Raw genomic sequence first — 23870 nt, 5'->3', positions numbered from 1 at the left:
CCCCGGGCCGCCCGCCGGGGGGGGCCGCGCGGGCCCCCCCCCCCCCCCTCCCGGGGGGGGGGGGGGGCCAAACCCCCCCCCCCCCGCCCCCCCACCCCCCCCCCCCCCGCGCCCCGCCCGGCCGGTGAGGACCGCAGGTCACGGAGTTCGGGAGCGCCGTACGATCAGGAGTGTACGTTCGTACGCTCTCGCTATAGGCTCACGTGCATGACTGTTGACGTACTGAGCCGGCCCGCGCCGGCCGAGCGGCAGGCTCGCGTGGCCGTTGCCGTGCTGTTCTTCACCAACGGAGCTCTGTTCGCCAACCTCCTGCCGAGGTATCCGCAGATCAAGGCGGACCTCGGCATCGGCAACGCGGCCTACGGCCTGGCCGTCGCGGCGTTCCCGGCGGGTGCCATCGCCGCCGGTCTGGCCGCCGGGGTGGCCGTCCGCCGGCTGGGCTCGGCGCGGGCGGCGGTGGCCGGCACCCTGCTGACCGGCGGCGGGATCCTCGTCGCGGGCCTGTCCGGCTCGGTGGCGCTGTTCGCGGCGGCGCTGTTCCTGGCCGGAGCGATGGACGCGCTCACCGATGTCGCGCAGAACGCCCACGGACTGCGCGTACAGCGACGCTACGGACGCTCCATCATCAACTCCTTCCACGCGATCTGGTCCATCGGCGCCGTCGTCGGCGGATCGATGGCGGCCGCGGCGATAGCGCTCGGCCTCTCGCGGGGCCTGCACCTGGCGATCTCCGCGGTGGTGTTCGCGGTCGCGGCGTGCGTCGCGCTGCGGTTCTGCCTGCCCGGCCCCGACACCGAGCCCCCGGCGGAGAGCGGGCCGCCGGCGGAGTCCGGTCCCGAGGGCCGGCCGGGCGGGCAGCCGAAGCGTCCGGTGGCGGCACGACGCACCGCGTACGTGCTGGCCGCCCTCGTGCTCATCGCCACCGCCGGCACGCTCGTCGAGGACGCGGGCAGTTCCTGGGCCGCGCTCTACCTCTCCGACTCCCTGTCCGCGACGGTGACGCTGGCCGCCTCCGGCTACATCGCCCTGGTCGGTGCCCAGTTCGTCGGCCGCATCCTCGGCGACCGGCTCGTCGACCGGTTCGGACAGCGCACGGTGGCCCGGACCGGCGGTCTCGTCGTCGTGGCCGGCATGGGACTCGCGCTGGCCGTGCCCACCGTGCCGGGGACGATCCTCGGTTTCGCCGCCGCCGGTTTCGGTGTGGCGACACTGGTCCCCGCCGCGATGCACGAGGCCGACGAACTGCCCGGCCTCAAGCCCGGTTCGGGGCTGGCCATCGTCTCCTGGCTCATGCGCCTCGGTTTCCTGCTCTCCCCGCCGGTCGTCGGACTGGTGGCGGACGCGGCCAGCCTGCGGGTGGGGCTGCTGGTGGTGCCCCTCGCCGGGCTGCTGGTCCTGCTGTTCGCCGGTGTGCTGCGGCAGCCCGGGCGCCGGTGACCGCGGACCCCGCGGATCTTCCGGTTCACGGGATGTCGGTCGACATCGAGTGTACGATCGTACGCATGGCGCCGGACTACTTCGCACAGGACCCCCGCACGAACCTCGAACGCATGACGGCGGGTGACCTCTACATCGCCGACGACCCGGAGATCGTCCGCCGCTACCAGCGGGCCGTGCGCCTGGCCGCCCGCTACCAGGCCGCCTATGTCGAGGACCCCGACGCGGCACGGCCGGTCCTCGCCGAACTGCTCGGCTCGCTGGGCCCGGAGGCCCATGTGCGGCCACCGCTGTACGTCGACTACGGCAGCAACATCACAATCGGCGCGCGCACCTTCGTCAACTACCACCTCACCGCGCTGGACGTCGCCGCCATCACCATCGGCGAGGACTGCCAGATCGGGCCGAACGTCCAGCTCCTCACCCCCACCCACCCCCTGGAACCGCAGCCGCGGCGCGACAAGCTGGAGGCCGCCCGCCCGATCACCATCGGGGACAACGTGTGGCTCGGGGGCGGCGCCATCGTCCTGCCCGGGGTGACCGTCGGCGACAACTCCGTCATCGGCGCGGGCGCGGTGGTGACGAAGGACGTGCCCGCCGGCGTCGTGGCCGTCGGCAACCCCGCCCGCCCGGTCCGAACCCTCTGAGGGGCCGCTGCCATGGCCACCGGACACACCGACCCGCAGCGCCGCGAACGCATCATCGGCGCGACCCTCGACCTCATCGCCGAAGAGGGGATCGCCCGGGTGTCCCACCGGAAGATCGCCGTGCGCGCCGGCGTCCCGCTGGGATCGATGACCTACCACTTCAGCGGCATCGACGAACTGCTCCGGGAGGCGTTCACCCGCTTCGCCGACCACATCGTCGCCGTCTTCGACGCCCACCTCGCCGCGCCGACCGACCGCGAACAGGCCCGGGAGGCGGTGACGGACCTCGTCCACGCCCTGTCCGAGGGGAGCCAGCGCGACCTCGTACTCACCCAGGAGCTGTACATCCTCGCCGCCCGCCGGCCCGCCTACCGGGAACTCACCCACGCGTGGATGGGCCGCAGCCGCGTCCACCTGGAGAAACACTTCGACCCCGACACCTCCCGCCAGCTCGACGCGCTCATCGAGGGGTTGACCCTTCATCGCGCCCTGGACAACGAGCCCCACGACCGCGCGCTGACCCGTGAGGCGATCACCCGCATCACCACGACGGGCACCTAGTCACGGCGGCCGCCCCGTCCGTCCGCAGGCGCCCGGCGGCAGCCCCATCGATCAGGAATCGAGAAGCGCGGACCCCCGTACCGCGTCTAGCGTGACGGTCCGCCACCCGGATGGAGACACGATGAGCATCGCCCCGCGGACGGACGCGCAGTCGCCTGCGCCGCACGCTGCCGACAGCCACGACCTGATCCGCGTGCACGGCGCGCGCGAGAACAACCTCAAGGACGTCAGTATCGAGATCCCCAAGCGCCGCCTGACGGTGTTCACCGGTGTCTCGGGATCGGGCAAGAGCTCACTGGTCTTCAACACGATCGCCGCCGAGTCCCAGCGGATGATCAACGAGACGTACAGCGCCTTCGTGCAGGGCTTCATGCCGACGCAGGCGCGGCCCGACGTGGACGTGCTCGACGGGCTGACGACCGCCATCATCGTCGACCAGCAGCGTCTCGGCGCCGACCCGCGTTCCACGGTCGGCACCGTCACGGACGCCAACGCCATGCTGCGCATCCTCTTCAGCCGGCTCGCCCAGCCGCACGTCGGCCCGCCGGGCGCGTACTCCTTCAACGTCGCCTCGGTGTCGGCGAGCGGCGGGTTCCGGGTCGACCGCGGCGCGGAGAAGACCAGGACGGAGAAGGTGACCTTCAGCCGCACGGGCGGCATGTGCACGCGCTGCGAGGGCCGGGGTTCGGTCTCCGACATCGACCTCTCCCAGCTCTACGACGACACCAAGTCGATCGCCGAGGGCGCGTTCACCATCCCCGGCTGGAAGTCGGACAACGTCTGGACCGTGGGCATCTACGCCGAGTCCGGCTTCTTCGACCCGCACAAGCCGATCCGCGACTTCACCGAGCAGGAGCTGCGGGACTTCCTCCACGGTGAGCCGACCAAGGTGAAGGTCAACGGCGTCAACCTCACCTACGAGGGTCTGATCCCCAAGATCCAGAAGTCGTTCCTGTCCAAGGACAAGGAGGCGATGCAGCCGCACATCCGGGCCTTCGTGGAGCGGGCGGTCACCTTCACCGCATGCCCGGAGTGCGGGGGCACCCGGCTCAGCGCCGCCGTCCGCGAGTCGAGGATCGGCAAGCTCAGCATCGCCGACGCCTGCGCGATGGAGATCCGGGACCTCGCCGAGTGGGTGCGCGGACTCGACGAACCGTCGGTGGCGCCGCTGCTCACCGCGCTGCGGGGGACCCTCGACTCGTTCGTGGAGATCGGGCTCGGCTATCTCTCCCTGGAGCGGCCCTCGGGCACCCTGTCGGGCGGCGAGGCACAGCGCGTCAAGATGATCCGCCACCTCGGCTCCTCGCTCACCGACGTCACGTACGTCTTCGACGAGCCCACCATCGGCCTGCACCCGCACGACATCCAGCGGATGAACGACCTGCTGCTGCGGCTGCGGGACAAGGGCAACACGGTACTCGTCGTGGAGCACAAGCCGGAGGCCATCGCGATCGCCGACCACGTCGTCGACCTCGGCCCCGGCGCCGGTACGGCGGGCGGCACCGTCTGCTTCGAGGGCACCGTCGAAGGACTGCGCGCGGGCGGCACCCTCACCGGCCGCCACCTGGACGACCGGGCGGCCGTCAAGGAGACGGTGCGCGAGTCCACCGGCGCCCTGGAGATCCGCGGCGCCAACACCCACAACCTGCGGGACGTCGACGTGGACATCCCGCTCGGCGTGCTCTGCGTGGTCACCGGGGTCGCCGGCTCGGGCAAGAGCTCGCTGCTGCACGGATCGCTGCGCGCGCAGGAAGGGGTCGTCTCGGTCGACCAGGGAGCGATCCGCGGTTCGCGCCGGAGCAACCCGGCGACGTACACGGGACTGCTAGAGCCGATCCGTAAAGCCTTCGCGAAGGCCAACGGCGTCAAGCCGGCGCTCTTCAGCGCCAACTCCGAGGGCGCCTGTCCCAACTGCAACGGCGCGGGGGTCGTCTACACCGATCTCGGGATGATGGCCGGGATCTCCACCACCTGCGAGGAGTGCGAGGGCCGACGGTACGACGCGTCGGTCCTCGACCACCGCTTCGGAGGCCGGGACATCAGCGAGGTGCTCGCGATGTCGGTGGCCGAGGCGCAGGAGTTCTTCGGCGCGGGTGACGCGCGGACGCCGGCCGCCCACAAGATCCTCACCCGGCTCGCCGACGTCGGACTCGGCTACCTCACCCTCGGCCAGCCGCTCACCACCCTGTCCGGCGGCGAGCGGCAGCGGCTCAAGCTGGCCACGCACATGGCGGAGCAGGGCGGCGTCTACATCCTCGACGAGCCGACCACCGGCCTCCACCTCGCCGACGTCGAGCAACTGCTCGGCCTGCTCGACCGGCTCGTCGACTCCGGCAAGTCGGTCGTCGTCATCGAGCACCACCAGGCGGTCATGGCGCACGCCGACTGGATCATCGACCTCGGCCCGGGGGCCGGGCACGACGGCGGGCGGGTGGTGTTCGAGGGCACGCCCGCCGACCTGGTGGCGGCGCGCTCCACGGTCACCGGCGAACACCTGGCGGCGTACGTCGGCGCCTGACCCGCGGCCCGCGCCGAACCCACGTCCCCATGTCCCCCCTGCCCCGCGCGGGCACGGGGGGACATGGACGAGGAGCGCCCGGGCGACAGACTTGGGGCATGGACACAACGAACCACCCCACGAACCCCAAGGCCGACCTGCGCTTCTACCTGCAGTCCGCCCGTGACGCCCTGCTCTGGAAACTCGAAGGGCTCCCGGAGTACGACGTCCGCCGGCCGCTGACGCCCACCGGTACCAACCTCCTCGGTCTGGTGAAACACGCCGCCGGTGTGGAGCTGGGCTACCTCGGCGACACCTTCGGACGGCCCTCGGGCGAGAAGCTGTCCTGGCTGGAGGACGGGGCCGAGACCAACGCGGACATGTGGGCCACCGCCGACGAGTCACGCGGACAGATCGTGGAGCTGTACCGCCGGGCGTGGGCGCACGCGGACGCGACGATCGAGGCGCTCGCGCTGGACACGGTCGGCACGGTGCCGTGGTGGCCGAGCGGCCGGAACGAGGTGACGTTGCACCATGCCGTCGTGCGCGTGCTCGCCGACACGCACCGGCACGCCGGGCACGCCGACATCGTCCGGGAACTCCTGGACGGAGCCGTCGGGATGAACGAGAGCAACGACAGCATGCCGCCCGGCGACTCCGAGTGGTGGGAGGACTACCGGAGCCGGCTGGAGCGCACGGCACGGGAGGCCGACGACGACGCGTAGCGCCGGACCGGAGACGCGTAACGCCGGACCGGGACGGGACCGCCCGGGAACGGTTCGCCGCGCGCGGCGGCGCCGGCCTGCCCGGTCCCTACGGTGTGTCGTGTTTCCGTGCGCCGGGCGGTGGGGCCCCGTGGGTGTGGAGTTCGATCGCCAGGGGTGTGGCGGTGAACATCGAGGAGTAGGTGCCGACGACGATGCCGATGAGCAGGGCGAGGGCGAAGTCGGTCAGGGAGTCGCCGCCCAGCAGGGTGAGGGCGGCAAGGATGAACACGGCGCCCATACCGGTGTTGACCGTCCGGGGGAGGGTCTGCAGGATCGCGGTGTTGGCGACTCCCGCGAACGGGGCCTGCCGGTTGTTCGCCGACAGTTCCCTGATCCGGTCGAAGACGACGACGGAGTCGTTGACGGAGTAGCCGATCACGGTCAGCAGTGCCGCGAGGAAGACCCCGTCGACCGGTTTGCCGAGCCAGGCGAACACACCGACGAGGATCAGGGCGTCGTGGACCAGCGCGGCGACCGCGGACACCCCGAAGGTCCAGCGGAAGCGCACCGCGAGATACAGCAACTGCGCGGCCAGCGCGCAGGCGAGGGCGATGAGCGCCCCTCGGCGCAGTTCGTCCCCGAGGCTGGGTCCGATGAACTCGTCGCTGACCTTCTCGGCACGGCCCGTGAGGCCGGCGACCGCCTCGTCCACCGTCGCGGCCTCGGCGTCGGTGAGTTGCCCGGTGCGTACGCTGAGGCCCTCGTCGCCGGAGGTCTGGACGACCGCCCGGGGCAGGCCCGCGTCGGCCAGGACGTCCCGGGCGCGATCGGCGTCGACCGGCGCGGAGACGGCGTACTCCATCAGCCGTCCGCCGGTGAACTCGACGCCGAGGTCCAGCCCGCGGACCACGATGCCCGAGGTGGCCAGGACGAGCGCGACCGCTGACGCGGCGAGCCAGGTGCGCCCCCGCCGCATCAGGCCGGGAGCGCGGCGGGTGAGCCGGTCGCGGACCGCGCCGGTGTCCGCGATGCCGGTCAGCCGGGGACGGCGCCGTACGGACCGCCGGGAGATCGCGAACTCGGCGAGGACCCGGGTGACGACCAGGGCACTGAGCATGGAGGCGAGAACGCCGATGCCCAGAGTGACGCCGAAGCCCCGGACGGGCCCCGAGGCGAGGAAGAAGAGCAGGCCGGCCGCGATGAGGGTGGTGATGTTGGAGTCGGCGACGGCGCTGAAGGCGTTGCGGAATCCGGCGGTGAGGGCCGGGCGCAGTCCCTTCCCGCGGGTCGCGTACTCCTCGCGGGCCCGTTCGAAGACGAGCACGTTGGCGTCGACCGCCATGCCGATGGCCAGCACGAACCCGGCGAGCCCCGGCAGGGTGAGCGTGGCGCCGAGCACGGCCAGGGCCGCGTAGGAGATGACTCCGTAAGAGGCGAGGGCCACGGCGGCCAGAGCACCGAGGAGCCGGTAGACGGCGATGACGAACAGCGAGGTGAGCGCGGTGCCGATGACGGCGGCCCGGGCGCTGGCCTCGATGGCCGTGGCGCCGAGGGTCGGGCCGACGGTCCGCTGTTCCACGGTCTCGACCGGCACCGGCAGGGCGCCGCCGTTGATGAGCACGCCCAGTTCGCGTGCCTCCTCCCGGCTGAAGGAGCCGGTGATCTGGGTGGATCCTCCGGCGATGCCCGTACGGCAGGCGACGGACGAGCTGACCTGGGGCGAGGAGATGACCTTGTCGTCCAGGACGATGGCGACGCGGCGCGCCGGATCACCGGCCGGGTGACACGCGGCCCGGCCGGTCAGGTCCGCCCAGGCGTCACCGCCCGCACCCTTGAACTCGACACCGACGTACCAGCCTGCCCCGCTCCGCTGGTCGATGCGCGCCTCGGCGCTGTCGACGTCCGCGCCGGTGAGGGCCGACGGGCCCAGCCGCACGGTGTGCCCGGACTCGTCGGGGAGGACGCGTTCGCCGGGCCGACCGGGCTGTGACCCGGGCGGGGCGTCCCCGGCGCCCGCCGTACCGAGAACGGGGTGGAAGGCGAGCTGCGCGGTGCGGCCGAGGACGTCGGCGGCCTCGCGCGGGTCCTGGACACCGGGCAGCTCGACGATGATCCGGTGGTCCCCGGAACGGGCGATGGTGGGTTCGGTGACGCCGAGCGCGTCGATGCGGTGCCGCAACACCTCCAGGGTTCGGTCGGTGGCCACCGAGTCGGCCTCGGCGGTGGGGGAATCGCGGGTCTCCAGGACGATCTGCGTGCCACCGCGCAGGTCGAGTCCCAGACGCAGCGGCACGGTCAGGGTGATGTACAGCGACAGGGCGAGCACGGTCAGGGCGAGAAACGCCCGCACGCGAAGGGCGCGCGTCAAAGGGGCCTCCAACAGGCATACCGCACCCGCTGCGGGGGTGCGGTGGGGATCGACGGGGTGCGTCAGATGCCGGTGGGAGGCGGTGGGCCGCGCCCGCTGTGGTGCGCGCAGTGCTGGGGAGGGGAGAAGGCGCCGGGGGAGGCCGGGAGCGGCGGTCGGGGGTCCGGGAGGGGCAGGACGAGGCAGGGCGGGACGGACGCCCCGCCGGGGAACGGGGCGTGCCACTCGCCGGGAGCGGCACGGCCCGCGCGGGGCGGCTGACTGCCACAGGCGGTGGTGCACGTGTCGTCGACGCTGCTCCGGGCGCCGGTGGCGGAAGGGCCGGCGTCGGTGGTGGCGGTCGTGGCGGCGGCGGCCGAGGCGGCGTGGGCGTGGTGGGGGGCCGCGACCGGGGCCGGTGCGGCGGGACCGCCGGGGGAGGCCCCGGTGGGGACGCCCTGGAGGCCGAGGACGCCGAAGAGGGTGAACAGCGCCGCCAGCAGCATGCCGGTGACGGGTGCGCGGTTCCGCCCGGCGGGGGAGGCCGGGACCGCACGGGCCGGCTGTGCCATACGGGTGCCTCCTCCCCACGCGGTCGTCCGGTCCGCCCGAGGGGCGGGGTCGCCATGGACGGCGGTCCTCAGGACAACGCACGGGGGACACCGAAGGTTCGCCCGGCACGGCACCATGCCCAACCCGACCGAGGCGTACGTCGCGGCGCGACCGGCTTGTGCGCCCGCCACGGGCGGCGACGGAGGCCGCGCGCGGTCTTCGTCGGGCCTCTGTTGGCCTCTGTCGGCCTCCGTCGGCTGTCGTGCGGGTCGTCGTCCGGTGCCCGGCGCGGTGTGCCGCCCGGGCGGCCGTGGGCGCCGAGCTGCTGCTCGCGATCCCCGGTGGCGGTCGGGCGAAGGCGTGCCCGGCCCGTCGCGGGTGGGCCGGGCCGGACACCGGCCGCCGACGGACGGTGACCGGAGAGCCGGACGTCGGGGCCACGACGACCGTCGTCAAGACGACCGCCGTCAGACGACCGCGGCGATCTCGGTCTGCAGGTCCGTCGCCTTGCGCAGGAGGCCGCGCATGATGACGGTGAGCATCGCGAACGCCACCCCGACACCGACGGTCGCCATCGCGGCACCGAAGGCGCCGATCAGTTCCATGCCGTCGTCCGGGGACGGGATGTCGGCCACGGCGAGATGTCCGGCGACCCCGGCCGCCAGCAGTGTCGCCACGAGCGAGGACCCGATGACGACGTCGACCCACCGGAAGGCCCGGGACGTGAAGATCGCGTCCCGTTCGACCATGGTGAGCAGCATCCACACCGCACCGAGAGCGACCTGGACACAGGCGACGCCGACGATGGCCACCGCCACATAGGGCGCGGCGAAGGGGGCGTAGGGCGGGAAGCGGTCGACCTCGTCGGCCGCCGCCGTCGGTATGACGATGACCTGGCCGAAGAGGCCGGCCGCGACCGCTACGACGATGCCGGCGCGGAGCACGGCGGTGAACAGACGATGCATGCATCGATTGTCGATGGGTATCGATCGAGATTCAATCGGTTCCGCCAAGTCGGCCGACGAACTCGTGGGCCCCTTGTGGTCGGCGGGACAAACGATCACGATGCAGGGGTGGCCGGCCCGCCGGGCAGGGCCGGGCGCACGGCGCAGCCGCGGACGCCCCGGCATGGCACGCAGTGGCACTCACAGGAGCTCTCGTGACGTACGACATCGGCGCCCTCCGCGCCCAGTTCCCGGCGCTGGGCGCCGGGACCGCCCACTTCGACGGCCCCGGCGGCACGCAGACGCCGCGGCCCGTCATCGAGGCGATCAGCGGCGCGCTGGCGCGGCCGCTGTCCATCCGGGGCCGGACGACCGCCGGAGAGCGCAACGCCGAGGCCATCGTCACCAGGACCCGCCAGGCGCTGGCCGACCTCCTGGGAGCGGACCAGGCGGGGATCGTCTTCGGCCGCAGTGCCACCCAGCTCACCTACGACTTCTCCCGCACCCTCGCCAGGACCTGGGCGCCCGGTGACGAGGTGGTCGTCACCCGCCTCGACCACGACGCCAACATCCGCCCCTGGGTCCAGGCCGCCGCCCAGGCCGGTGCCACCGTGCGGTGGGCCGACTTCGACCCCGCCACCGGGGAGCTGACCGCCGACGACATCCGCGCGGTGCTGTCCCCGCGCACCCGGCTGGTGGCCGTCACCGCCGCCTCCAACCTCATCGGGACCATTCCCCCGGTCGCCGCGATCGCCGACGCGGCGCACGAGGCCGGAGCGCTCACCTACGTCGACGGCGTGCACCGCACCGCCCACGCGCCGGTCGACGTGGAGCGGCTCGGCGCCGACTTCTTCGTCTGCTCCCCGTACAAGTTCTTCGGCCCGCACCACGGAGTCCTCGCCGCCCGGCCGGAACTGCTGGAGACCCTGCGGCCGGACAAGCTCCTCCCGTCCACCGACGCGGTCCCGGAACGCTTCGAACTGGGCACCCTGCCCTACGAGTTCCTCGCGGGTACGCAAGCCGCGGTCGACTTCCTCGCCGGTCTCGACCCGGCCTCCGCGGGGACACGGCGACAGCGCCTCGCCGCGGCGTTCACGGCGCTCCAGGAGCATGAACGGACCCTGCGCGCACAGCTCGACAAGGGCCTGTCCGCGCTCCCGGACATCCGGGTCCACTCCAGGGCGGCCGACCGCACTCCCACCTCGCTGCTCACCTTCCGGGACCGCTCGGCGGCGGAGGCGTACGGCTTCCTCGCGGAGCGCGGCGTGCACGCGCCCGCGGGGTCCTTCTACGCGATCGAGGCATCCCGCCGCATGGGCCTCGGGGACACCGGCGGCCTCCGGATCGGCCTGGCCCCCTACAACGACGCGGAGGACGTCGAACGACTGCTGACCGGCCTGGCCGAGTTCCTGACGTCCGGCTGATGTCCGCCCGGCGTCCGCCCGGCGCGTCTTCGGCGTCCCCCACGCAGCCGTCCCGGCCTGCCTTCTTTCGTTGTGTTCGAATCTCGTGGACCGGTGGACGTGTTCCCGCGCAGGCTTGACTCCGCACGGCACCCACACCCATCCGGGGAGGCATCTTGCGTACCCGCCGTCCGGCCCTCCTGGGCAGCACCGTGGTCCTCGCCGTCGCGGGTGCGCTCGTGGCCGCGCCCTCGGCGAACGCGGTGGCCGCCGAGCCCCTCTGCGACCACATCCCCGACTCGGCGACGCCCACGGTCCGCCCCGACGACCAGGGCGACGCGGTCCGCCAGGTGCAGTGCCTCGTCAACAACTACAGCGCGTACGCCGACTGGGTCGAGGTGGACGGCGACTACGGACCGGCCACCGCGCGGGGCGTGCACTGGGTGCAGACGTGCAACGGCACCACGGGCGGTGCCGACGGCATCGTGGGACCGAGCACCTGGTCCCGCCTCTACACCCCCAAGCCCGCCTGCGCCCTGTGACAGGAGGAGACACGCGATGACGGACCAGGACCCCGGCTCCGCGGACCCCCGCGGCCGAGCGGGCCGAGCGGACCGAGCGCGCCGAGCAGGCCGGGCCGGTCGAGCCGACCGGGCCCGCCGCGTCCGCCCGGTCGTCCCGGTGTCGCGGCGCGTGTTCCTGGGCGCCCTCGGGGTCGCCGGCACCTGGAGCGTCGTACCCCGCACGCCCCCGGCGGCCGCCGCGGCGCCGGCCGCCCCCGCCGCGTACACCCTGCGGTCGCGCGGGGACTGGGGCGCGGACGAGTCCCTGCGGTACGCCGCCGACGGTACGGAGGTCTGGCCGCCCGAGTACCACCCCGTCCAGACCCTCACCGTGCACCACACCGACGACAGGAGCACCGATCCGGACCCGGCCGCGGTGGTGCGCGCGATCTACCGCAACGACGCGGTGGGCAAGGGCTACGGCGACATCGGCTACCACTTCCTGATCGACCGCGACGGCCGGGTGTACGAGGGCCGTTGGTCAGGGACGGACGGTACGCCCGCCCATGACGCGGCGGGACGGCTCGTCACCGGCGCACATGTCCTCGGGTACAACACGGGGAACATCGGCATCGCCCTGCTGGGAACGCTGACCACCACGCCCGCGTCGGCCGCCGCACGCACCGCGCTCCTCCAGCTCCTGGCCGAGCTGGCCGGGCGCCACACGCTCGCTCCGCTGGGAAAGGTGCTGTACCGCAACCCGGTCAGCGGTGTCGGCCGTGCCGCGCCCGTCATCGGCGGACACCGCCACTGGGCGGCCACCGACTGCCCCGGCACCCTCTTCGCCGACATGCCCGCGATACGCGCCGAGACGGCCGCCCTGATCGGGGGATGACGTGTGCGCACGGTGCGGACCGCGCCGTGCGTGACGGAGGTTGACCCGTTCCGGTCCTTGTCGTGACGGGGGCGGCGCGGCATCCTCTGCCGCATCGGGCAGGTCGGGAATGACGCATGGGGGGACCGTGCTGCGTATCCATTTCACCTCGGAGGACCTGTCACGAACGCGGCTCGCGTCCCGCCCCGACCCGTTGTGGGAGATCACCGCCAGCCTGCACCGCCTGCAGTCCCGGCTCGGGCGCTGGGCCCACGCGGCCTGGTACCGGGAGGCCCGCACCGCCATAGCCGCCCAGCACCTGGGCGTCACCGTACGCACCCTGCTGTGCCCGCTGTTCCCGCGCGCGACGTACTTTCCCGACTTCCTCACCCCGGCAGAGGCGGCCGACGGACTGCGGAGCGGACTCGACGCCGTCCTCGACACCCCGCCCGCCCGGATCCGGCACGAGATCGGCCTGCTCGCCAAGGTGCGGAAGGTGCCGCCGGACATGTACCGCGTGGCGGACGACGACGTCCGCGCACACCTGGTCGGGGCGCTGCGCAGGTACCACGACGCCGTCATCGCCCCCTACGGCGACCGGATGCAGGCCCGCGTCGACGCCGAGTGCGCCCGCCGGGGACGCGACCTGCTGCACGGCGGCGCCGACGGGCTGCTCCGGGGACTGGGACCCGCCATGCGCTGGAGACCCCCCGTCCTGGAGGTCGAGTACGTCGGCGGCGTCGACCGTGACCTGCTCCTGGGCGGGCGCGGCCTGCTCCTCATCCCCTCGTACTTCTGCTGGCAGAAGCCGACCTCGTTCGCCGACCCCGACCTGCCGCCCGTCCTGCTCTACCCCCTGGCACCGGCCGGACCCACGAGCCGGCCCCGCCCGGCCGAGATCCCGCTGGCGGCACTGCTGGGACGTACCCGCGCCGCGGTCCTGCGCGCGTCGACGTACGGCGCCACCAACTCCGAGATAGCGCGCGCCGTCTCGGTGTCCGCGGCGAACGCCAGCCACCACACCACGGTGCTCCGCGACTCGGGGCTCATCGCCAGCCACCGCCACGCGAACACCGTCCTGCACACCCTCACCCCGCTCGGCGCGGCACTCCTGCGTCTTCCCGACCGGGCCGGCCGGACCGCCGGGGCCGTCGACGCGGGCCCGGGCTGATCCAGGAGAACGCGGCCACCGGATCGGCGAAGAACACCCCCCGAAGCGGCCGACGGCCCCGCCGCTGTCAGGCGGACGCGGTCGGCTGCAGCTGTTCGCGGTACGTCCGGGCCGCGGTCATCAGCCCGTCGAGGGCGTCGCGGGTCCGGACGAGCTCGGCGATGTGCGTGGTGAGGCGGTCGCGTTCCTGGCTCATACGGTCCAGGGCGGCGTCGGAGTTCTCCTCGCTGGGCGAGTCGACGCAGGGGAGCAGCTCGGCGATGGTCCGGCTGGACAGGCCGGCCGCGTAGAGGCGCTGGATGAACCAGACACGCTCGATCTCCTCGTCCGTGTAGTGCCGCTGCCCACTGGGGCTTCGGGTGCTGTGGAGCAGCCCCTGTTCCTCGTAGTACCGCAGCGACCGGACGCTGACACCGGCCCGCTCGGCCAGCTCGCCGATACGCATGGTCGTTCTCCCCGCCGTCCTCTGTGACTGTCCCTGTGGCTGTTACCTGCGCCACAGTCCTTGCCTCTCACATCAATGTCAGGTTTTAGCGTAGCGGCTGTACCCGGAGGCCGGGTCACGGATCGCCAAGGAGTCCTGAAGTGTCTGACGTGACAAGTCTGTTCCAGTCCCACCAGCTCGGTGCCCTGACGCTGCCCAACCGAGTGGTGATGGCTCCCATGACCCGCGTCAGGGCCGCCCCCGGCGGCCTGGCGACGCCGTCGATGGCGACCTACTACGCCCAGCGCGCCACCGCCGGACTGATCGTGTCGGAGGGTGTCCAGCCGAGCCTGATCGGACAGTCCAACCCGGGCACGCCCGGGCTGCACACCGAGGAGCAGCAGGCTTCGTGGCGGCCGGTGACGGAGGCCGTGCACGCCAACGGCGGGCGGATCTTCGCCCAGCTCATGCACGGCGGACGCGTCTCGCACCCCGACACCACGGGCTTCCAGCCGGTCGGTCCGTCGGCCGTCCCCGCCGTGGGCGAGGTGTTCACGCCGACCGGGCCCCAGCCCACGCCGGTGCCCCGCGCACTGGAGACCGCGGAGGTGCCTGAGCACGCCCGCTCGTACGCGGAGGCGGCCCGCCGGGCCGTCGACGCGGGCTTCGACGGAGTCGAACTGCACGGTGCCAACGGCTACTTGATCTCGCAGTTCCTCTCGACGAACGCCAATCTGCGCACCGACCGGTACGGCGGCTCCGTGGCGCATCGCATCCGGTTCGCCGTCGAGGCGGTGTCCGCGACCGTCGAGGCCGTGGGCGCGGCGCGCACGGGCATCCGGCTCTCCCCGGGCGGGACCTTCTGGGGCGTGCGGGAGACGGACGTCACCGAGCTCTACACCGCCCTGCTGGGCGAGTTGGCGCGACTGGAGGTGGCGTACGTGCATCTGGAGGCGACCGCGGACGAAGAGGTGCTGGTGGCGCTGCGCCGGGCCTGGCCGGGCACCCTCGTCATGAACCCGGTCCTGCCCATGGGCCCCAAGCAGACCGGCCGCTCCGAGGCCGACCACTGGCTCGGCCTCGGCGCGGACCTCATCAGCTTCGGGCGCGCCTTCATCGCCAACCCCGACCTGGTGGAACGCCTGCGCACGGGGGTCCCGCTCGCACCCGTCGACGAGGCGACCTACTACCAGGGCGGCGACGCCGGCTACCTGACCTACCCGGCCCACCAGTACAGCGCCTGACACGGCGCCCGGCCCACCGGCGGGCGGAGCCGGCCCGTCCCGCGTCAGGCCGCGGCGGCGGTCTCGGCGAGCTTCTGGAACTCGCCGAGGTCGTAGTTGGCGAGTGCCGAGTCGAGGTTGGTCAGGGCGCCGACGTGCTCGATGAAGCCCTTCGGGTCGTACTCGATCTGCAGGGTGACACGGCTCGCGGTGTCACCGAGCCGGTGGAACGTCACAACTCCCGCGTGGTGCACGCCCTGTGTGGTGTGCCAGGCGATCCGCTCCTCGGGGACGACCTCGGCCAGTTCGGCGACGAAGTTCTTGTCCGCGCCGGGGACGGAGAGCTGCCAGGCGAAGCGGCGTTCGTCCAGCGGCTCGACGAGACGTACGTGGCTGAGGAAGGACGGCCACCTCGTCACATCGCTCCACAGGGCCCAGGTGACGGAAACGGGGGCCTGGATGTCGACGGTCTCCACCAGCGATGCGGACACGGGATCACCTTTCGTGGTCGGCTGGGCGCCGGTCCTGACGGATCGGCAGAACCCGCCTACCCGCGTATCCCGTCCGCACGCGGTGGCGGCCGGACCGCCGGTCCGCCTCGCGGCCGCCCAGGCTTGTCCCAGGCCATACGGGGTAACTGGGTTCTTCCGACGTAGTGCTGAGCGCACATCACCCTGGAGGACAGCATGGCCGTGACGGACCCGTCCGCACCCGCGGTGCCCGCCGAGAGCGGGACGGCCGCGACCGAAGGTCCCGCACGGCCCAACCCCTCGCAAGCCGCCCACCACCACCCGCACCGGGTCGCCCAGGGGGAATCGGCCCAGGAGGAGTCGGAGGGGCCGGGGGAGCGGCTGAACCGCCGCTGGAACGAACTCCTCCAGGAGACCCGGGTCGCGCAGACCGGCGTGCAGATCCTCTTCGGCTTCCTGCTCAGCGTCGCCTTCACCGCCGGCTTCCGGGACCTCGGGACCCTCGACCGGACGATCTACGTCACCACCGTCGTCCTCGGCGCGGCGGCCACCGGCTCGCTGATCGCCCCGGTCTCGATCCACCGCTTCCTGGCGGGCCAGCGGATGAAGGAAGAACTGGTGGAGACCGCCCACCGGTTGATGATGCTCGGCATGGTCCTGCTCGCCCTCACCATCGGGTCGACCCTGCTGCTGATACTGCGGGTCGTCCTGCCGGGTGTCATCGCGGAGATCCTCGTCGCCGGAGTGATGCTGTACTTCGCCCTGTGCTGGTACGCGCTGCCTCTCTGGCTCCGCCGCCGCGCCGACCGCGACGACGCCGTGTGAGGGCGTGGGTGGGCGGCCGGTGGACCGGCCGCCCACCCACGGTGGCCCCGTGTCAGGGGTGTACCGGTGTCTCCAGTTCGCGTTTGAGGTTGCGCAGGGTCTTCTCGATGTTGCCCCGCTGGAAGGCGGCGAACGTCTTGCCCCCGGTGGCCACGTGGTCGAAGGCGTCGGCCACGAAGGCGGGCCAGGAGCGGCGGTCGTCCGTCCAGGTCTCCGTCACCCGCGTGCCGCCGTCCTCCGCCTCGAAGCGGTACTCCCAGGTGGCGATCGCCGCCCTGAGGCGCGGCTGCCTGAGTCCGATCGCGTGGACGCGGAAGGCGAAGCGGCGGCTGGGGTCCGCGGCGGTCACCGTGCAGCGGGTGGTCCAGCGGTAGCGGCCGCGCTTGTTGCGCCCCTCGAAGACCTGGCCGACGTGAGCGGGCCGGTCCCCGCCGACGACGGTCGCGCCGAGGTTCTCGGGGCTCCAGCGCCCCATCCGCGCGGGCCGGCTGATCTGCTCGTACACCGCTGACGGCGACGCCTCGACCAGGATGCTGCGGGCGACGGTGAACGTGCGGGGCATGGGCACTCTTTCCTGGGCGCTGGACCTGCCGGAACGCTGAACCTACCTCCCGGTAACCTTACTGGAAAGTAAGAGAAGTGGGCGGGGTCCGTGCGCCGACGGCACCGCCGGTGGCGAATGCGGGGGAGCTGTCAGTGCCCGCCGCCGAGCGCGATGCGGAACTCCAGCTCGGGCCGGTCCCACACCACGGCGGGCGGGGTCGCGGACGCCGTCCCGACGCGCACCGCGCCCACGCTGCGGTAGAAGCCCTCGGCGGGAGGGTGTGACACGACCCGGACCCGGTCGATGCCCGCCGCACGGGCTTCGGACTCCATGTGGGCGACGAGCAGCCGTCCGACTCCGCGCCCCTGCGCCCGGTCGGCGACGAACAGCAGGTCGAGCTCCGGCGGAGCGAGGACGAGCGCGTAGAAGCCGAGTACCTGGCCGTCCTGCCGGTCGGCGGCCACGAAGACGCGGTGCGCCTCGATGTAGTCCGGGCCGACCCGGTAGCCCGCGACCATGGACGCGTACGGCCCCTCGTAGGCGCGTGCGCCCCGTACGAGCCGCGTGAGCCGTTTGGTGTCACGCGCGACGGCCCGCCGGACCACGAGGGATCCGCCCGCGTCTGTAATGCTCCGAGTCATTGGGTGAGTATTACGTATGGGGAGGCGTTCCTCCTGCCCCGCCCCCGCCCCCGCCCCCGCCTCCACCCGCCCCGCCCTCGTGCCGGCCGCCGGCTCAGACGAAGGCGCTCTCCCCGGTGATCGCCTTTCCGACGATGAGGGTGTTCATCTCCCGGGTCCCCTCGAAGGAGTAGATGGCCTCCGCGTCCGCGAAGAAGCGGGCGACGTCGTAGTCCAGCACGATCCCGTTGCCGCCGAAGATCTCCCTGGCCCAGCCCACGACCTCGCGCATACGTGCCGTGACGTGCGCCTTGGCCAGGGACGAGTGCTCGTCCCTGAACACCCCGGAGTCCTGCAGCCGCGCGAGCTGCAGCAGCATGCCCCAGCAGGCGGTGATGTTGCCGAGGCCCTTGACCAGCAGGTCCTGGACGAGCTGGAACCCCGCGATCGGGTGGCCGAACTGCTCGCGGTCGGTGGCGTAGGCGAGCGCCAGCTCGTAGGCGCCGATCATCACGCCCAGCGCCTGCCAGGCGACCCCGCTACGGGTGGCGCGCAGGACCTCCGCGACGTCACGGAACGACGAGACGTTCTGCAGGCGGTCCGCCTCCGGCACCCTGACGCCGGTCAGCGTGATGTCCGCGTTCTCGACGATCCGCAGGGAGATCTTGTTCGCGATCTTCTCCGTGACGAAGCCCGGCGTGTCCTTGCCGACCACGAATCCCTTGACCTGGTCGTCCGCCACGTCCCGCGCCCAGACCACGACGTGGTCGGCGAAGGTGGCGTTGCCGATCCAGCGCTTGGCGCCGTCGAGCACCCAGGTGTCGCCCTGTCGCTCGGCGGTGGTGCGCATGCCCGCCGCGACATCGGAGCCGTCGAGCGGTTCCGTCAGGGCGAAGGCCCCGATCCTGTCCATGGACGCCATGGCCGGCAGCCAGCGGTCCCGCTGCTCCTGGCTGCCACCGGCGTGGATGGAGTACATGGCCAGGCCGTTGTGCACACCGAAGAACGTGGCGACCGACGCGTCGACGCGGCTCATCTCCAGCGCCATCATCCCCGTCAGCAGATGGCTCACGGCGGGGCCGTGCTCGCCGTAGCCCTCGTAGGACAGACCGACGAGGCCGCTCTCCCGGAAGCGTGTGATCAGCTCGGCGGGAAAGGTGCCCTCGGCCCAGTTCTCGTTGACCAGCGGCTTGACCTCGTCGCGCATGAACGCGCGCGTCTTCAGCAGGATCTTGCGTTCGTCGTCCGAGAGCGCCGCCTCGAAGTCGTAGAAGTCGGCCGCGATCCCGTCATCCATGGAAGATCTCATAGCGGCCTTCTTCCACGCTTTCCTTGCAGGATGCACGGAATTGCCGACGGCCGAACGGCCGCCCGTTCCCCGTGGAGGCGGGTGGGACAGCCCGAAGCGGGCCCCGGAACGCGTCCGGAGCCCGCTTCGTGTCCCGCCGACCGGCCGTTGATCCCACGGCGGCCGGGTGATCGCCCGGTCAGGCCGGCCCGGACTGCCGCCGGGTCTCGTCGACCACCTGCCGGCCCGAGTCACGCGCCTGCTCGGTCACGCCGCCGGCCTGGGTCCGCGCCTCGTCCTGCGTGGTCCGGGCGGCGTCCGTCGCGGTGCCCTTCACTTCCTCGACCGCGTGCTGTGCGGCCTCCTTGGCGCCTTCCTTGAGGTGCTGGGTGGACTCCAGAGCCGCCTGCTTCACCGGCTCCAGGGCCTCACCACCGCGCTCCATGAGGTCGGCGGCCTTCTGCTGCTCGGTCTGGGACGCGGGAAGCAGCGACGACGCCAGCACGCCTACACCGAACGCGATCAGACCGGCCGCGAGGGGGTTGCCCTGCGTCTTCTGCATGGTCCGGTCCGGCACTTCCCGGATCGTCTGGCCCGCCTGGCCGACCGCTTCCTGCGCGGTGCCGGCGGCCTGCCCGGTGCCGTCCTGCAGCGAGCCCGCCACGGACTGCGCGCCGTGCTTGGCCCCGTGGACACCGTGTTGTGCTGATCCCATGATGCGCTCCCGCACGCCGGTGACTGCCCCGCGCACCCGCTGGGTGCGCCGTTGCACGATTCGTCGAGGACTCGCCTGGTCGGTGAGCTGGTCGACGTCCGCGGACAACCGCTCCCGAGTGGCGTCGATCTCGGCCCTCATTTGGTCGGGTGACGTGCCCATTCCGCGTTCTCCTTCATGGTTTCGACGGTGTTCTCGGGCTTCGGCGACACGGTGCGCATCTGCGTGCGGCCCCGCTGGTACAGCACGGCCGCGATCACAGCCCATACGACGGTGACGATCAGGGCGGACCAGCCCGCGTCCATGACGTTCGCCAGGCCCAGTACGGCGGCCAGGGACAGGAAGAGGAGCGTCATGTACCCGGCGAATCCCGCACCGCCGTACATGCCGGCCGCCTTGCCCGCCTTGGTCGCCTCCTCCCGGATCTCGGTCTTGGCCAGTTCCACCTCTTGGCGGAAGAGGGTCTGCACGTCGGAGGTCACGGCGGACAGCAGCTCGCCGACGGACCGCTCCTGACCCTGCGAGCCCACGGGCCCGGGGGACACGGAAGACATCTCACACCTCCGGGTACGGGCGGGTGGGCGCGCTGCCCGGAGGCGTGGTGCCGACGGTCGGCGGCGCCGGGGGCGTCGGCGGCACGGCGGGGATCACCGGCGGGGTCTCCTGGACTCCCACCGGCGGAGCCTCCTGCGGAGTGCCCACCGGCGGCGCCGACGGAAGGGTCCTGGCGGCCGGCTCCGGGAGCCCCGGCTGCTGTTCCACCGCCACGTCGGACGAGGACCGCCCCGTGTCGGAGGACTGGTTCGCCTTGCTCGCGACCTTGGCCAGCCGGCCCACGGCCAGCCCCGCCAGGAGTGCGCCGCCGAGGAAGGCGCCGGGACGCCTGCGCGCGAAACTCTGCAGGTCGGAGGCGACGCCTTCGGCCCCCTGCTTCTGCAGGTAGTCGGCCGCGCGGTGCCCGGTGTCGGCGGCGTGGGCCGCCAGGCCGCGGGCGGGGGAGTCGTTCTGGGCGTTCTCCGCCAGTCCCGCCAGGTCGTCCGCCCACTGGTGCAGCACCTCGGCCACGCGTGTGGTCTGTCCCTCGACCTCGTTGAGGGTGCGCTCCCGCAGATCGCGGACGACTGTGCCGGCCTGCTGTCGTGCCTCGCCGACCACGGCCCTGGCCTGGTCCGCGGCGGTGCCGGCGACCTCGCCCGCGGCCTGCTTGGCCTTCTCGGCCGTCGCCGACGCCTCTGCCTTGGCCGTTTCACCGGTCTGTTGCACCCTTCCGGTGTCACCCTGCACGGACTCGCTCATCAGGCCCTCCTCGACTCACTTCGTAAAGCCCTGCACCTGCGCGTCCACGGAGGCCGAATGCCGAGATGTCCGGTGTCCTGCACCCGTGTCCCGCGGTGACGGGAGTTTCCGCACGAGTGGCTGCTCAGCCGACTTTCACACGTGTACGAGCCCGATTAATTCGGTCATGTGGGCGTACGGTCGGCTCCGTGTCCGAACGAGAAGAGCCGGGAGGGCCGGAGTTCCCGGCCCGAGCGGCTCAGCCGGCCCGGCGGAACGGGGCCCTGCCCAGATGACAGGACGCCCGGGTACGGCGGATCCACCTCGGGCTGTGACCACCGCACGGTCCTCGGCGGCGGGCCGGACCTCAGGCCGCGGGTCCGGCCTCGTCCGGGGCGCACGGCCACGCGGCCTCGGCGGCCCGGGCCGTGGGATGGCAGGAGAAGACCTGGTCCAGGCCGACGATGCGGAAGATCCGGCCGACCCGGTCGGGAACCGCGGCCAGGGCGAACCCGGCGCCGGCCGTCAGGGCGTGGTTGCGGGCGGCGATCAGCGCGGTGATGCCGCTGGAGTCGCAGAACGTGACGCCGCCGAGATCGAGGACGAGCTGCCGGCCCGCCCGCAGGCCGAGCGCGGGCAGTGCGGCTCGGACCTCGAGGGCGGTGTGGTGGTCCAGGTCCCCGGCGAGTTCGACGACCGCTCCGCCGGGAGTGGTGCGGGTGCGCAGGGTCAGGGGCTGGGTCACTGCTGCTCTCCACTGGGGGGTCGGGGCACGTGGACGGCCAGGACGGCGGTGTCGTCGTCCACGCCGCTGCCGAAGGTGTCGAGCAGGTCGCGGATCTCGCCGATGACGCCGGGGGCGGTGGTGGGCGCGAGCGCGCGGGCGAAATCCAGCAGGGCGTCGTCCCCGTACCGGTCCTCGGTGCCGATCCCGGCGCTGACGTGTGCCTCGGTGAGCCCGTCCGTGTGCAGCAGCAGGGTGTCACCGGGGACCAGACGGACGTCGGTGGTGACGATGTTGGCGTCGGGCAGGACCCCGATGAGCTGTCCGCCCGGGGTGGGGAGGTAGTCGGTGGTGCCGTCGGCGCGCATCAGCAGGGCGGGGGGATGCCCGCCGCTGGCCAGGGTGATGTGGAAGCCGCCCCGGTCGTCGTCGGGGGTCAGCAGGCCGTAGAGGACCGTGCAGAACCGGGGGTCGGCGCCGTTGTACTCGTGGTTCAGGACCGTGTTGAGATTGCGGAGGACGGCGACGGGGTCCGGGTCGTACACCGCCGCGGCGCGCAGGGTGTAGCGGGCCAGGGAGGTGACGGCCGCGGCGGCGGCACCCTTGCCGCACACATCGCCGAGGAACAGCCCCCACGTGCCGCCGGAAAGGGGGAACAGGTCGTAGAAGTCGCCGCCGACCTCGTCGACGGACGCGATGTGGTAGTACGCGGACACGTCCAGACCGGGCACATTGGCCAGGGCCGGCGGCAACAGCGTCTGCTGCAGGGTGGTGGCCAGGCGCTGCAGGCGTTCGCGTTCCCGCTCGGCCTCCTTGCGGGCGCGCAGCAGCTCCACCTCGTACGCGCGCCGGTCCCGGGCGTCGAAGAGCGTGGTACGGATCAGCAGGGGCTGCCCGTCACTGCCCGAACGCACCGTGGACGTGACCAGGACCGGCAGACGCGAGCCGTCGGCGGCCTTGAGCTCCAGGGCGATACCGCTGACCTCGCCCTGCATCCTCAGTAAAGGGGCGTAGTGCGTCTCGTGGTAGAGCCGGCCGCCGACGGTCAGCAGGTCGGAGAAGTGCGAGCGGCCCAGCAGGTCGTCGCGTTCGTAGCCGAGCCAGTCCAGCAGTGTGGTGTTGACCTTCGCGATCCGGCCGTCCAGCAGGGTGGTCAGGTAACCGCAGGGCGCGTGCTCGTACAGGTCCTCGGCGCTGTCCTCCAGCAGTGCGGCGAACTGTGCCTGCTCGCCCCGCGGACCGCCGTGGCCCTCTCCCGTTCCGCTCTCCGCGTCGTCGCGGCCCGGGCACATCAGCCGAGCGCTTCCACGAACGAGGCGATCGCCGCTCTGGTCTCCTCCGGAGCGGCGAGCTGCGGGCAGTGTCCCGTGGCGTTCAGCGTGATCAGCCGGCTTCCCGGGATCCGGGCATGCACGAACGCCCCCACCTCCGGCGGAGCGATCGCGTCGCTGGAGCACTGGGCGACCAGCGTGGGCACCCGCACCAGGCCGAGGTCCTCGCGGTTGTCGGACAGGAACGTCACCCGGGCGAAGACGCGGGCGATGTCCGGATCCGTACGGCAGAAGCTGTTGGTCAGCTCCTGGCCTAGTTCCGGTCGCTCGGGATTGCCCATGATCATCGGTGCGACGGCGCCCGACCAGCCCAGATAGTTCGCGTCGAGCGACGCCAGCAGCTCGTCGATGTCCGCGGCGTCGAACCCGCCCCGGTAGCCGGTCCCGGGGTCGTCGATGAAGCAGGGCGAGGGCGCCAGCAGCACCAGGCCGGCGAACGCCCCGGGCTCCCGGACGGATGCCAGCACCCCCATCATCGCGCTCACGGAGTGCCCCACGAACGTCACGGGACCGAGCGCCAGCTCCCGGCACAACTCCAGCACGTCCTCGACGTAGCCGTCCAGCGTCGCGTAGCGGTCCGGGTCCCAGGCCGACAGGTCGGAGTTTCCCGCCCCCACGTGATCGAAGAGCACCACGGTGCAGTCGCGCTCCAGCGCCGGCACCACCAGACGCCACATGTTCTGGTCGCACCCGAACCCGTGCGCCAGCATCACGACGGGCCCGCCGGGCCGTCCGCTCACCGTCACATGGTTCCTGCGCCGTACGTCCATGCGAAACATCCTCGCAGA

25 protein-coding genes are annotated in these 23870 nt (G+C 72.5%); 11 read left to right on the top strand and 14 right to left on the bottom strand.

Translation table 11 applies throughout. The annotated features are described in order from the left end of the window. The first annotated feature begins 207 nt into the window (after positions 1–207). The 5 genes from ACFYXC_RS15595 to ACFYXC_RS15575 all read left to right on the top strand — a co-directional run bounded on the left by ACFYXC_RS15595 (position 208) and on the right by ACFYXC_RS15575 (position 5867). On the top strand, positions 208–1437 hold the full coding sequence (locus ACFYXC_RS15595; protein WP_389551511.1) for an MFS transporter: 1230 nt from the start codon (positions 208–210) through the stop codon (positions 1435–1437). Between the two features lie 65 nt (positions 1438–1502). Beyond that, the gene (locus tag ACFYXC_RS15590) at positions 1503–2084 is read left to right on the top strand and encodes a sugar O-acetyltransferase (protein ID WP_389551509.1); all 582 of its coding nucleotides are present in this window, start codon (positions 1503–1505) and stop codon (positions 2082–2084) included. Positions 2085–2096: 12 nt separating this feature from the next. Next, a complete protein-coding gene (locus ACFYXC_RS15585) occupies positions 2097–2645 on the top strand; it encodes a TetR/AcrR family transcriptional regulator (protein ID WP_388906717.1) in 549 nt (182 codons plus the stop codon). Between the two features lie 121 nt (positions 2646–2766). Then, positions 2767–5163 (top strand): ATP-binding cassette domain-containing protein, encoded by a 2397-nt coding sequence (locus ACFYXC_RS15580; RefSeq protein WP_389551506.1) that lies wholly within the window; start codon positions 2767–2769, stop codon positions 5161–5163. Positions 5164–5261: 98 nt separating this feature from the next. Then, on the top strand, positions 5262–5867 hold the full coding sequence (locus tag ACFYXC_RS15575; protein ID WP_389551503.1) for a DinB family protein: 606 nt from the start codon (positions 5262–5264) through the stop codon (positions 5865–5867). 88 nt (positions 5868–5955) lie between these two features. On the opposite strand, the gene secD is transcribed toward ACFYXC_RS15575, so the two are convergent. The 3 genes from secD to ACFYXC_RS15560 all read right to left on the bottom strand — a co-directional run bounded on the left by secD (position 5956) and on the right by ACFYXC_RS15560 (position 9713). Next, positions 5956–8217 (bottom strand): protein translocase subunit SecD, encoded by a 2262-nt coding sequence (gene secD, locus ACFYXC_RS15570; RefSeq protein ID WP_389551501.1) that lies wholly within the window; start codon positions 8215–8217, stop codon positions 5956–5958. A 62-nt stretch (positions 8218–8279) separates the two neighbouring features. After that, a complete protein-coding gene (locus tag ACFYXC_RS15565; RefSeq protein ID WP_389551498.1) occupies positions 8280–8768 on the bottom strand; it encodes a hypothetical protein in 489 nt (162 codons plus the stop codon). Between the two features lie 447 nt (positions 8769–9215). Further along, positions 9216–9713 (bottom strand): DUF2975 domain-containing protein, encoded by a 498-nt coding sequence (locus ACFYXC_RS15560; protein WP_389551495.1) that lies wholly within the window; start codon positions 9711–9713, stop codon positions 9216–9218. Positions 9714–9907: 194 nt separating this feature from the next. On the opposite strand from ACFYXC_RS15560, the gene ACFYXC_RS15555 reads away from it, so the two are divergent. The 4 genes from ACFYXC_RS15555 (at position 9908) to ACFYXC_RS15540 (ending at position 13643) form a co-directional block, all read left to right on the top strand. Continuing rightward, positions 9908–11116, top strand: a complete 1209-nt coding sequence (locus tag ACFYXC_RS15555) for a cysteine desulfurase-like protein (RefSeq protein ID WP_389551492.1) — start codon at positions 9908–9910, stop codon at positions 11114–11116. 155 nt (positions 11117–11271) lie between these two features. Beyond that, a complete protein-coding gene (locus ACFYXC_RS15550; protein WP_389551490.1) occupies positions 11272–11637 on the top strand; it encodes a peptidoglycan-binding protein in 366 nt (121 codons plus the stop codon). Between the two features lie 16 nt (positions 11638–11653). Beyond that, positions 11654–12493, top strand: a complete 840-nt coding sequence (locus ACFYXC_RS15545; RefSeq protein WP_389551487.1) for an N-acetylmuramoyl-L-alanine amidase — start codon at positions 11654–11656, stop codon at positions 12491–12493. Positions 12494–12620: 127 nt separating this feature from the next. Continuing rightward, positions 12621–13643 (top strand): ArsR/SmtB family transcription factor, encoded by a 1023-nt coding sequence (locus tag ACFYXC_RS15540; RefSeq protein WP_389551484.1) that lies wholly within the window; start codon positions 12621–12623, stop codon positions 13641–13643. Between the two features lie 67 nt (positions 13644–13710). On the opposite strand, the gene ACFYXC_RS15535 is transcribed toward ACFYXC_RS15540, so the two are convergent. Next, positions 13711–14088 (bottom strand): MerR family transcriptional regulator, encoded by a 378-nt coding sequence (locus ACFYXC_RS15535; protein ID WP_388906742.1) that lies wholly within the window; start codon positions 14086–14088, stop codon positions 13711–13713. A gap of 149 nt (positions 14089–14237) precedes the next feature. Between ACFYXC_RS15535 and ACFYXC_RS15530 the strand changes: the two genes are divergently transcribed. Beyond that, a complete protein-coding gene (locus ACFYXC_RS15530) occupies positions 14238–15311 on the top strand; it encodes an alkene reductase (RefSeq protein ID WP_389551677.1) in 1074 nt (357 codons plus the stop codon). Positions 15312–15355: 44 nt separating this feature from the next. On the opposite strand, the gene ACFYXC_RS15525 is transcribed toward ACFYXC_RS15530, so the two are convergent. Further along, a complete protein-coding gene (locus ACFYXC_RS15525; RefSeq protein WP_388906744.1) occupies positions 15356–15781 on the bottom strand; it encodes an SRPBCC family protein in 426 nt (141 codons plus the stop codon). A gap of 195 nt (positions 15782–15976) precedes the next feature. Here ACFYXC_RS15525 and ACFYXC_RS15520 point away from each other — a divergent pair, with 195 nt between their 5' ends. Next, positions 15977–16585 carry a DUF6328 family protein gene (locus ACFYXC_RS15520; protein WP_389551479.1) on the top strand — a complete coding sequence of 203 codons (609 nt, stop codon included), beginning with the start codon at positions 15977–15979 and terminating at the stop codon, positions 16583–16585. 52 nt (positions 16586–16637) lie between these two features. Here ACFYXC_RS15520 and ACFYXC_RS15515 read toward each other — a convergent pair whose 3' ends face one another. From ACFYXC_RS15515 to ACFYXC_RS15475, 9 genes are all read right to left on the bottom strand, one after another. After that, positions 16638–17147, bottom strand: a complete 510-nt coding sequence (locus tag ACFYXC_RS15515) for an SRPBCC family protein (protein WP_389551476.1) — start codon at positions 17145–17147, stop codon at positions 16638–16640. 131 nt (positions 17148–17278) lie between these two features. Beyond that, positions 17279–17770, bottom strand: coding sequence for a GNAT family N-acetyltransferase (locus tag ACFYXC_RS15510; protein ID WP_389551473.1), 492 nt, complete (start codon positions 17768–17770; stop codon positions 17279–17281). Positions 17771–17864: 94 nt separating this feature from the next. Further along, positions 17865–19058, bottom strand: coding sequence for an acyl-CoA dehydrogenase family protein (locus ACFYXC_RS15505; RefSeq protein WP_389551471.1), 1194 nt, complete (start codon positions 19056–19058; stop codon positions 17865–17867). 178 nt (positions 19059–19236) lie between these two features. Next, the gene (locus ACFYXC_RS15500; protein ID WP_389551469.1) at positions 19237–19914 is read right to left on the bottom strand and encodes a DUF3618 domain-containing protein; all 678 of its coding nucleotides are present in this window, start codon (positions 19912–19914) and stop codon (positions 19237–19239) included. Continuing rightward, positions 19890–20306: a phage holin family protein gene (locus tag ACFYXC_RS15495; RefSeq protein WP_388906757.1), complete on the bottom strand. Its 417-nt coding sequence runs from the start codon at positions 20304–20306 to the stop codon at positions 19890–19892. Before ACFYXC_RS15495 ends, ACFYXC_RS15500 begins: the two co-directional genes overlap by 25 nt. Before the next feature lies 1 nt (position 20307). Continuing rightward, positions 20308–21048, bottom strand: a complete 741-nt coding sequence (locus ACFYXC_RS15490) for a hypothetical protein (RefSeq protein WP_388906759.1) — start codon at positions 21046–21048, stop codon at positions 20308–20310. Between the two features lie 346 nt (positions 21049–21394). Beyond that, positions 21395–21772 (bottom strand): STAS domain-containing protein, encoded by a 378-nt coding sequence (locus ACFYXC_RS15485; protein ID WP_389551466.1) that lies wholly within the window; start codon positions 21770–21772, stop codon positions 21395–21397. Continuing rightward, positions 21769–23043: a SpoIIE family protein phosphatase gene (locus tag ACFYXC_RS15480; protein WP_389551463.1), complete on the bottom strand. Its 1275-nt coding sequence runs from the start codon at positions 23041–23043 to the stop codon at positions 21769–21771. The genes ACFYXC_RS15485 and ACFYXC_RS15480 overlap by 4 nt, the downstream gene beginning before the upstream one ends. Continuing rightward, on the bottom strand, positions 23043–23852 hold the full coding sequence (locus tag ACFYXC_RS15475) for an alpha/beta fold hydrolase (RefSeq protein WP_388906765.1): 810 nt from the start codon (positions 23850–23852) through the stop codon (positions 23043–23045). The genes ACFYXC_RS15480 and ACFYXC_RS15475 overlap by 1 nt, the downstream gene beginning before the upstream one ends. Between the last annotated feature and the right edge of the window lie 18 nt (positions 23853–23870).

Origin of the sequence: Streptomyces sp. NPDC002701 (assembly GCF_042889045.1) — a bacterium.
Lineage (GTDB): Bacteria > Actinomycetota > Actinomycetes > Streptomycetales > Streptomycetaceae > Streptomyces.
This window is presented reverse-complemented; position numbering and strand designations above follow the sequence as displayed.

What these genes read in the sequence shown, in the direction of transcription:
- ACFYXC_RS15595 (WP_389551511.1), top strand. Translation starts at nt 208, where the DNA reads ATGACTGTTGACGTACTGAGCCGGCCCGCGCCGGCCGAGCGGCAGGCT.
- ACFYXC_RS15590 (WP_389551509.1), top strand. Translation starts at nt 1,503, where the DNA reads ATGGCGCCGGACTACTTCGCACAGGACCCCCGCACGAACCTCGAACGC.
- ACFYXC_RS15585 (WP_388906717.1), top strand. Translation starts at nt 2,097, where the DNA reads ATGGCCACCGGACACACCGACCCGCAGCGCCGCGAACGCATCATCGGC.
- ACFYXC_RS15580 (WP_389551506.1), top strand. Translation starts at nt 2,767, where the DNA reads ATGAGCATCGCCCCGCGGACGGACGCGCAGTCGCCTGCGCCGCACGCT.
- ACFYXC_RS15575 (WP_389551503.1), top strand. Translation starts at nt 5,262, where the DNA reads ATGGACACAACGAACCACCCCACGAACCCCAAGGCCGACCTGCGCTTC.
- ACFYXC_RS15565 (WP_389551498.1), bottom strand. Translation starts at nt 8,768, where the DNA reads ATGGCACAGCCGGCCCGTGCGGTCCCGGCCTCCCCCGCCGGGCGGAAC.
- ACFYXC_RS15560 (WP_389551495.1), bottom strand. Translation starts at nt 9,713, where the DNA reads ATGCATCGTCTGTTCACCGCCGTGCTCCGCGCCGGCATCGTCGTAGCG.
- ACFYXC_RS15545 (WP_389551487.1), top strand. Translation starts at nt 11,654, where the DNA reads ATGACGGACCAGGACCCCGGCTCCGCGGACCCCCGCGGCCGAGCGGGC.
- ACFYXC_RS15535 (WP_388906742.1), bottom strand. Translation starts at nt 14,088, where the DNA reads ATGCGTATCGGCGAGCTGGCCGAGCGGGCCGGTGTCAGCGTCCGGTCG.
- ACFYXC_RS15520 (WP_389551479.1), top strand. Translation starts at nt 15,977, where the DNA reads ATGGCCGTGACGGACCCGTCCGCACCCGCGGTGCCCGCCGAGAGCGGG.
- ACFYXC_RS15515 (WP_389551476.1), bottom strand. Translation starts at nt 17,147, where the DNA reads ATGCCCCGCACGTTCACCGTCGCCCGCAGCATCCTGGTCGAGGCGTCG.
- ACFYXC_RS15510 (WP_389551473.1), bottom strand. Translation starts at nt 17,770, where the DNA reads ATGACTCGGAGCATTACAGACGCGGGCGGATCCCTCGTGGTCCGGCGG.
- ACFYXC_RS15505 (WP_389551471.1), bottom strand. Translation starts at nt 19,058, where the DNA reads ATGAGATCTTCCATGGATGACGGGATCGCGGCCGACTTCTACGACTTC.
- ACFYXC_RS15500 (WP_389551469.1), bottom strand. Translation starts at nt 19,914, where the DNA reads ATGGGCACGTCACCCGACCAAATGAGGGCCGAGATCGACGCCACTCGG.
- ACFYXC_RS15495 (WP_388906757.1), bottom strand. Translation starts at nt 20,306, where the DNA reads ATGTCTTCCGTGTCCCCCGGGCCCGTGGGCTCGCAGGGTCAGGAGCGG.
- ACFYXC_RS15490 (WP_388906759.1), bottom strand. Translation starts at nt 21,048, where the DNA reads ATGAGCGAGTCCGTGCAGGGTGACACCGGAAGGGTGCAACAGACCGGT.
- ACFYXC_RS15480 (WP_389551463.1), bottom strand. Translation starts at nt 23,043, where the DNA reads ATGTGCCCGGGCCGCGACGACGCGGAGAGCGGAACGGGAGAGGGCCAC.
- ACFYXC_RS15475 (WP_388906765.1), bottom strand. Translation starts at nt 23,852, where the DNA reads ATGGACGTACGGCGCAGGAACCATGTGACGGTGAGCGGACGGCCCGGC.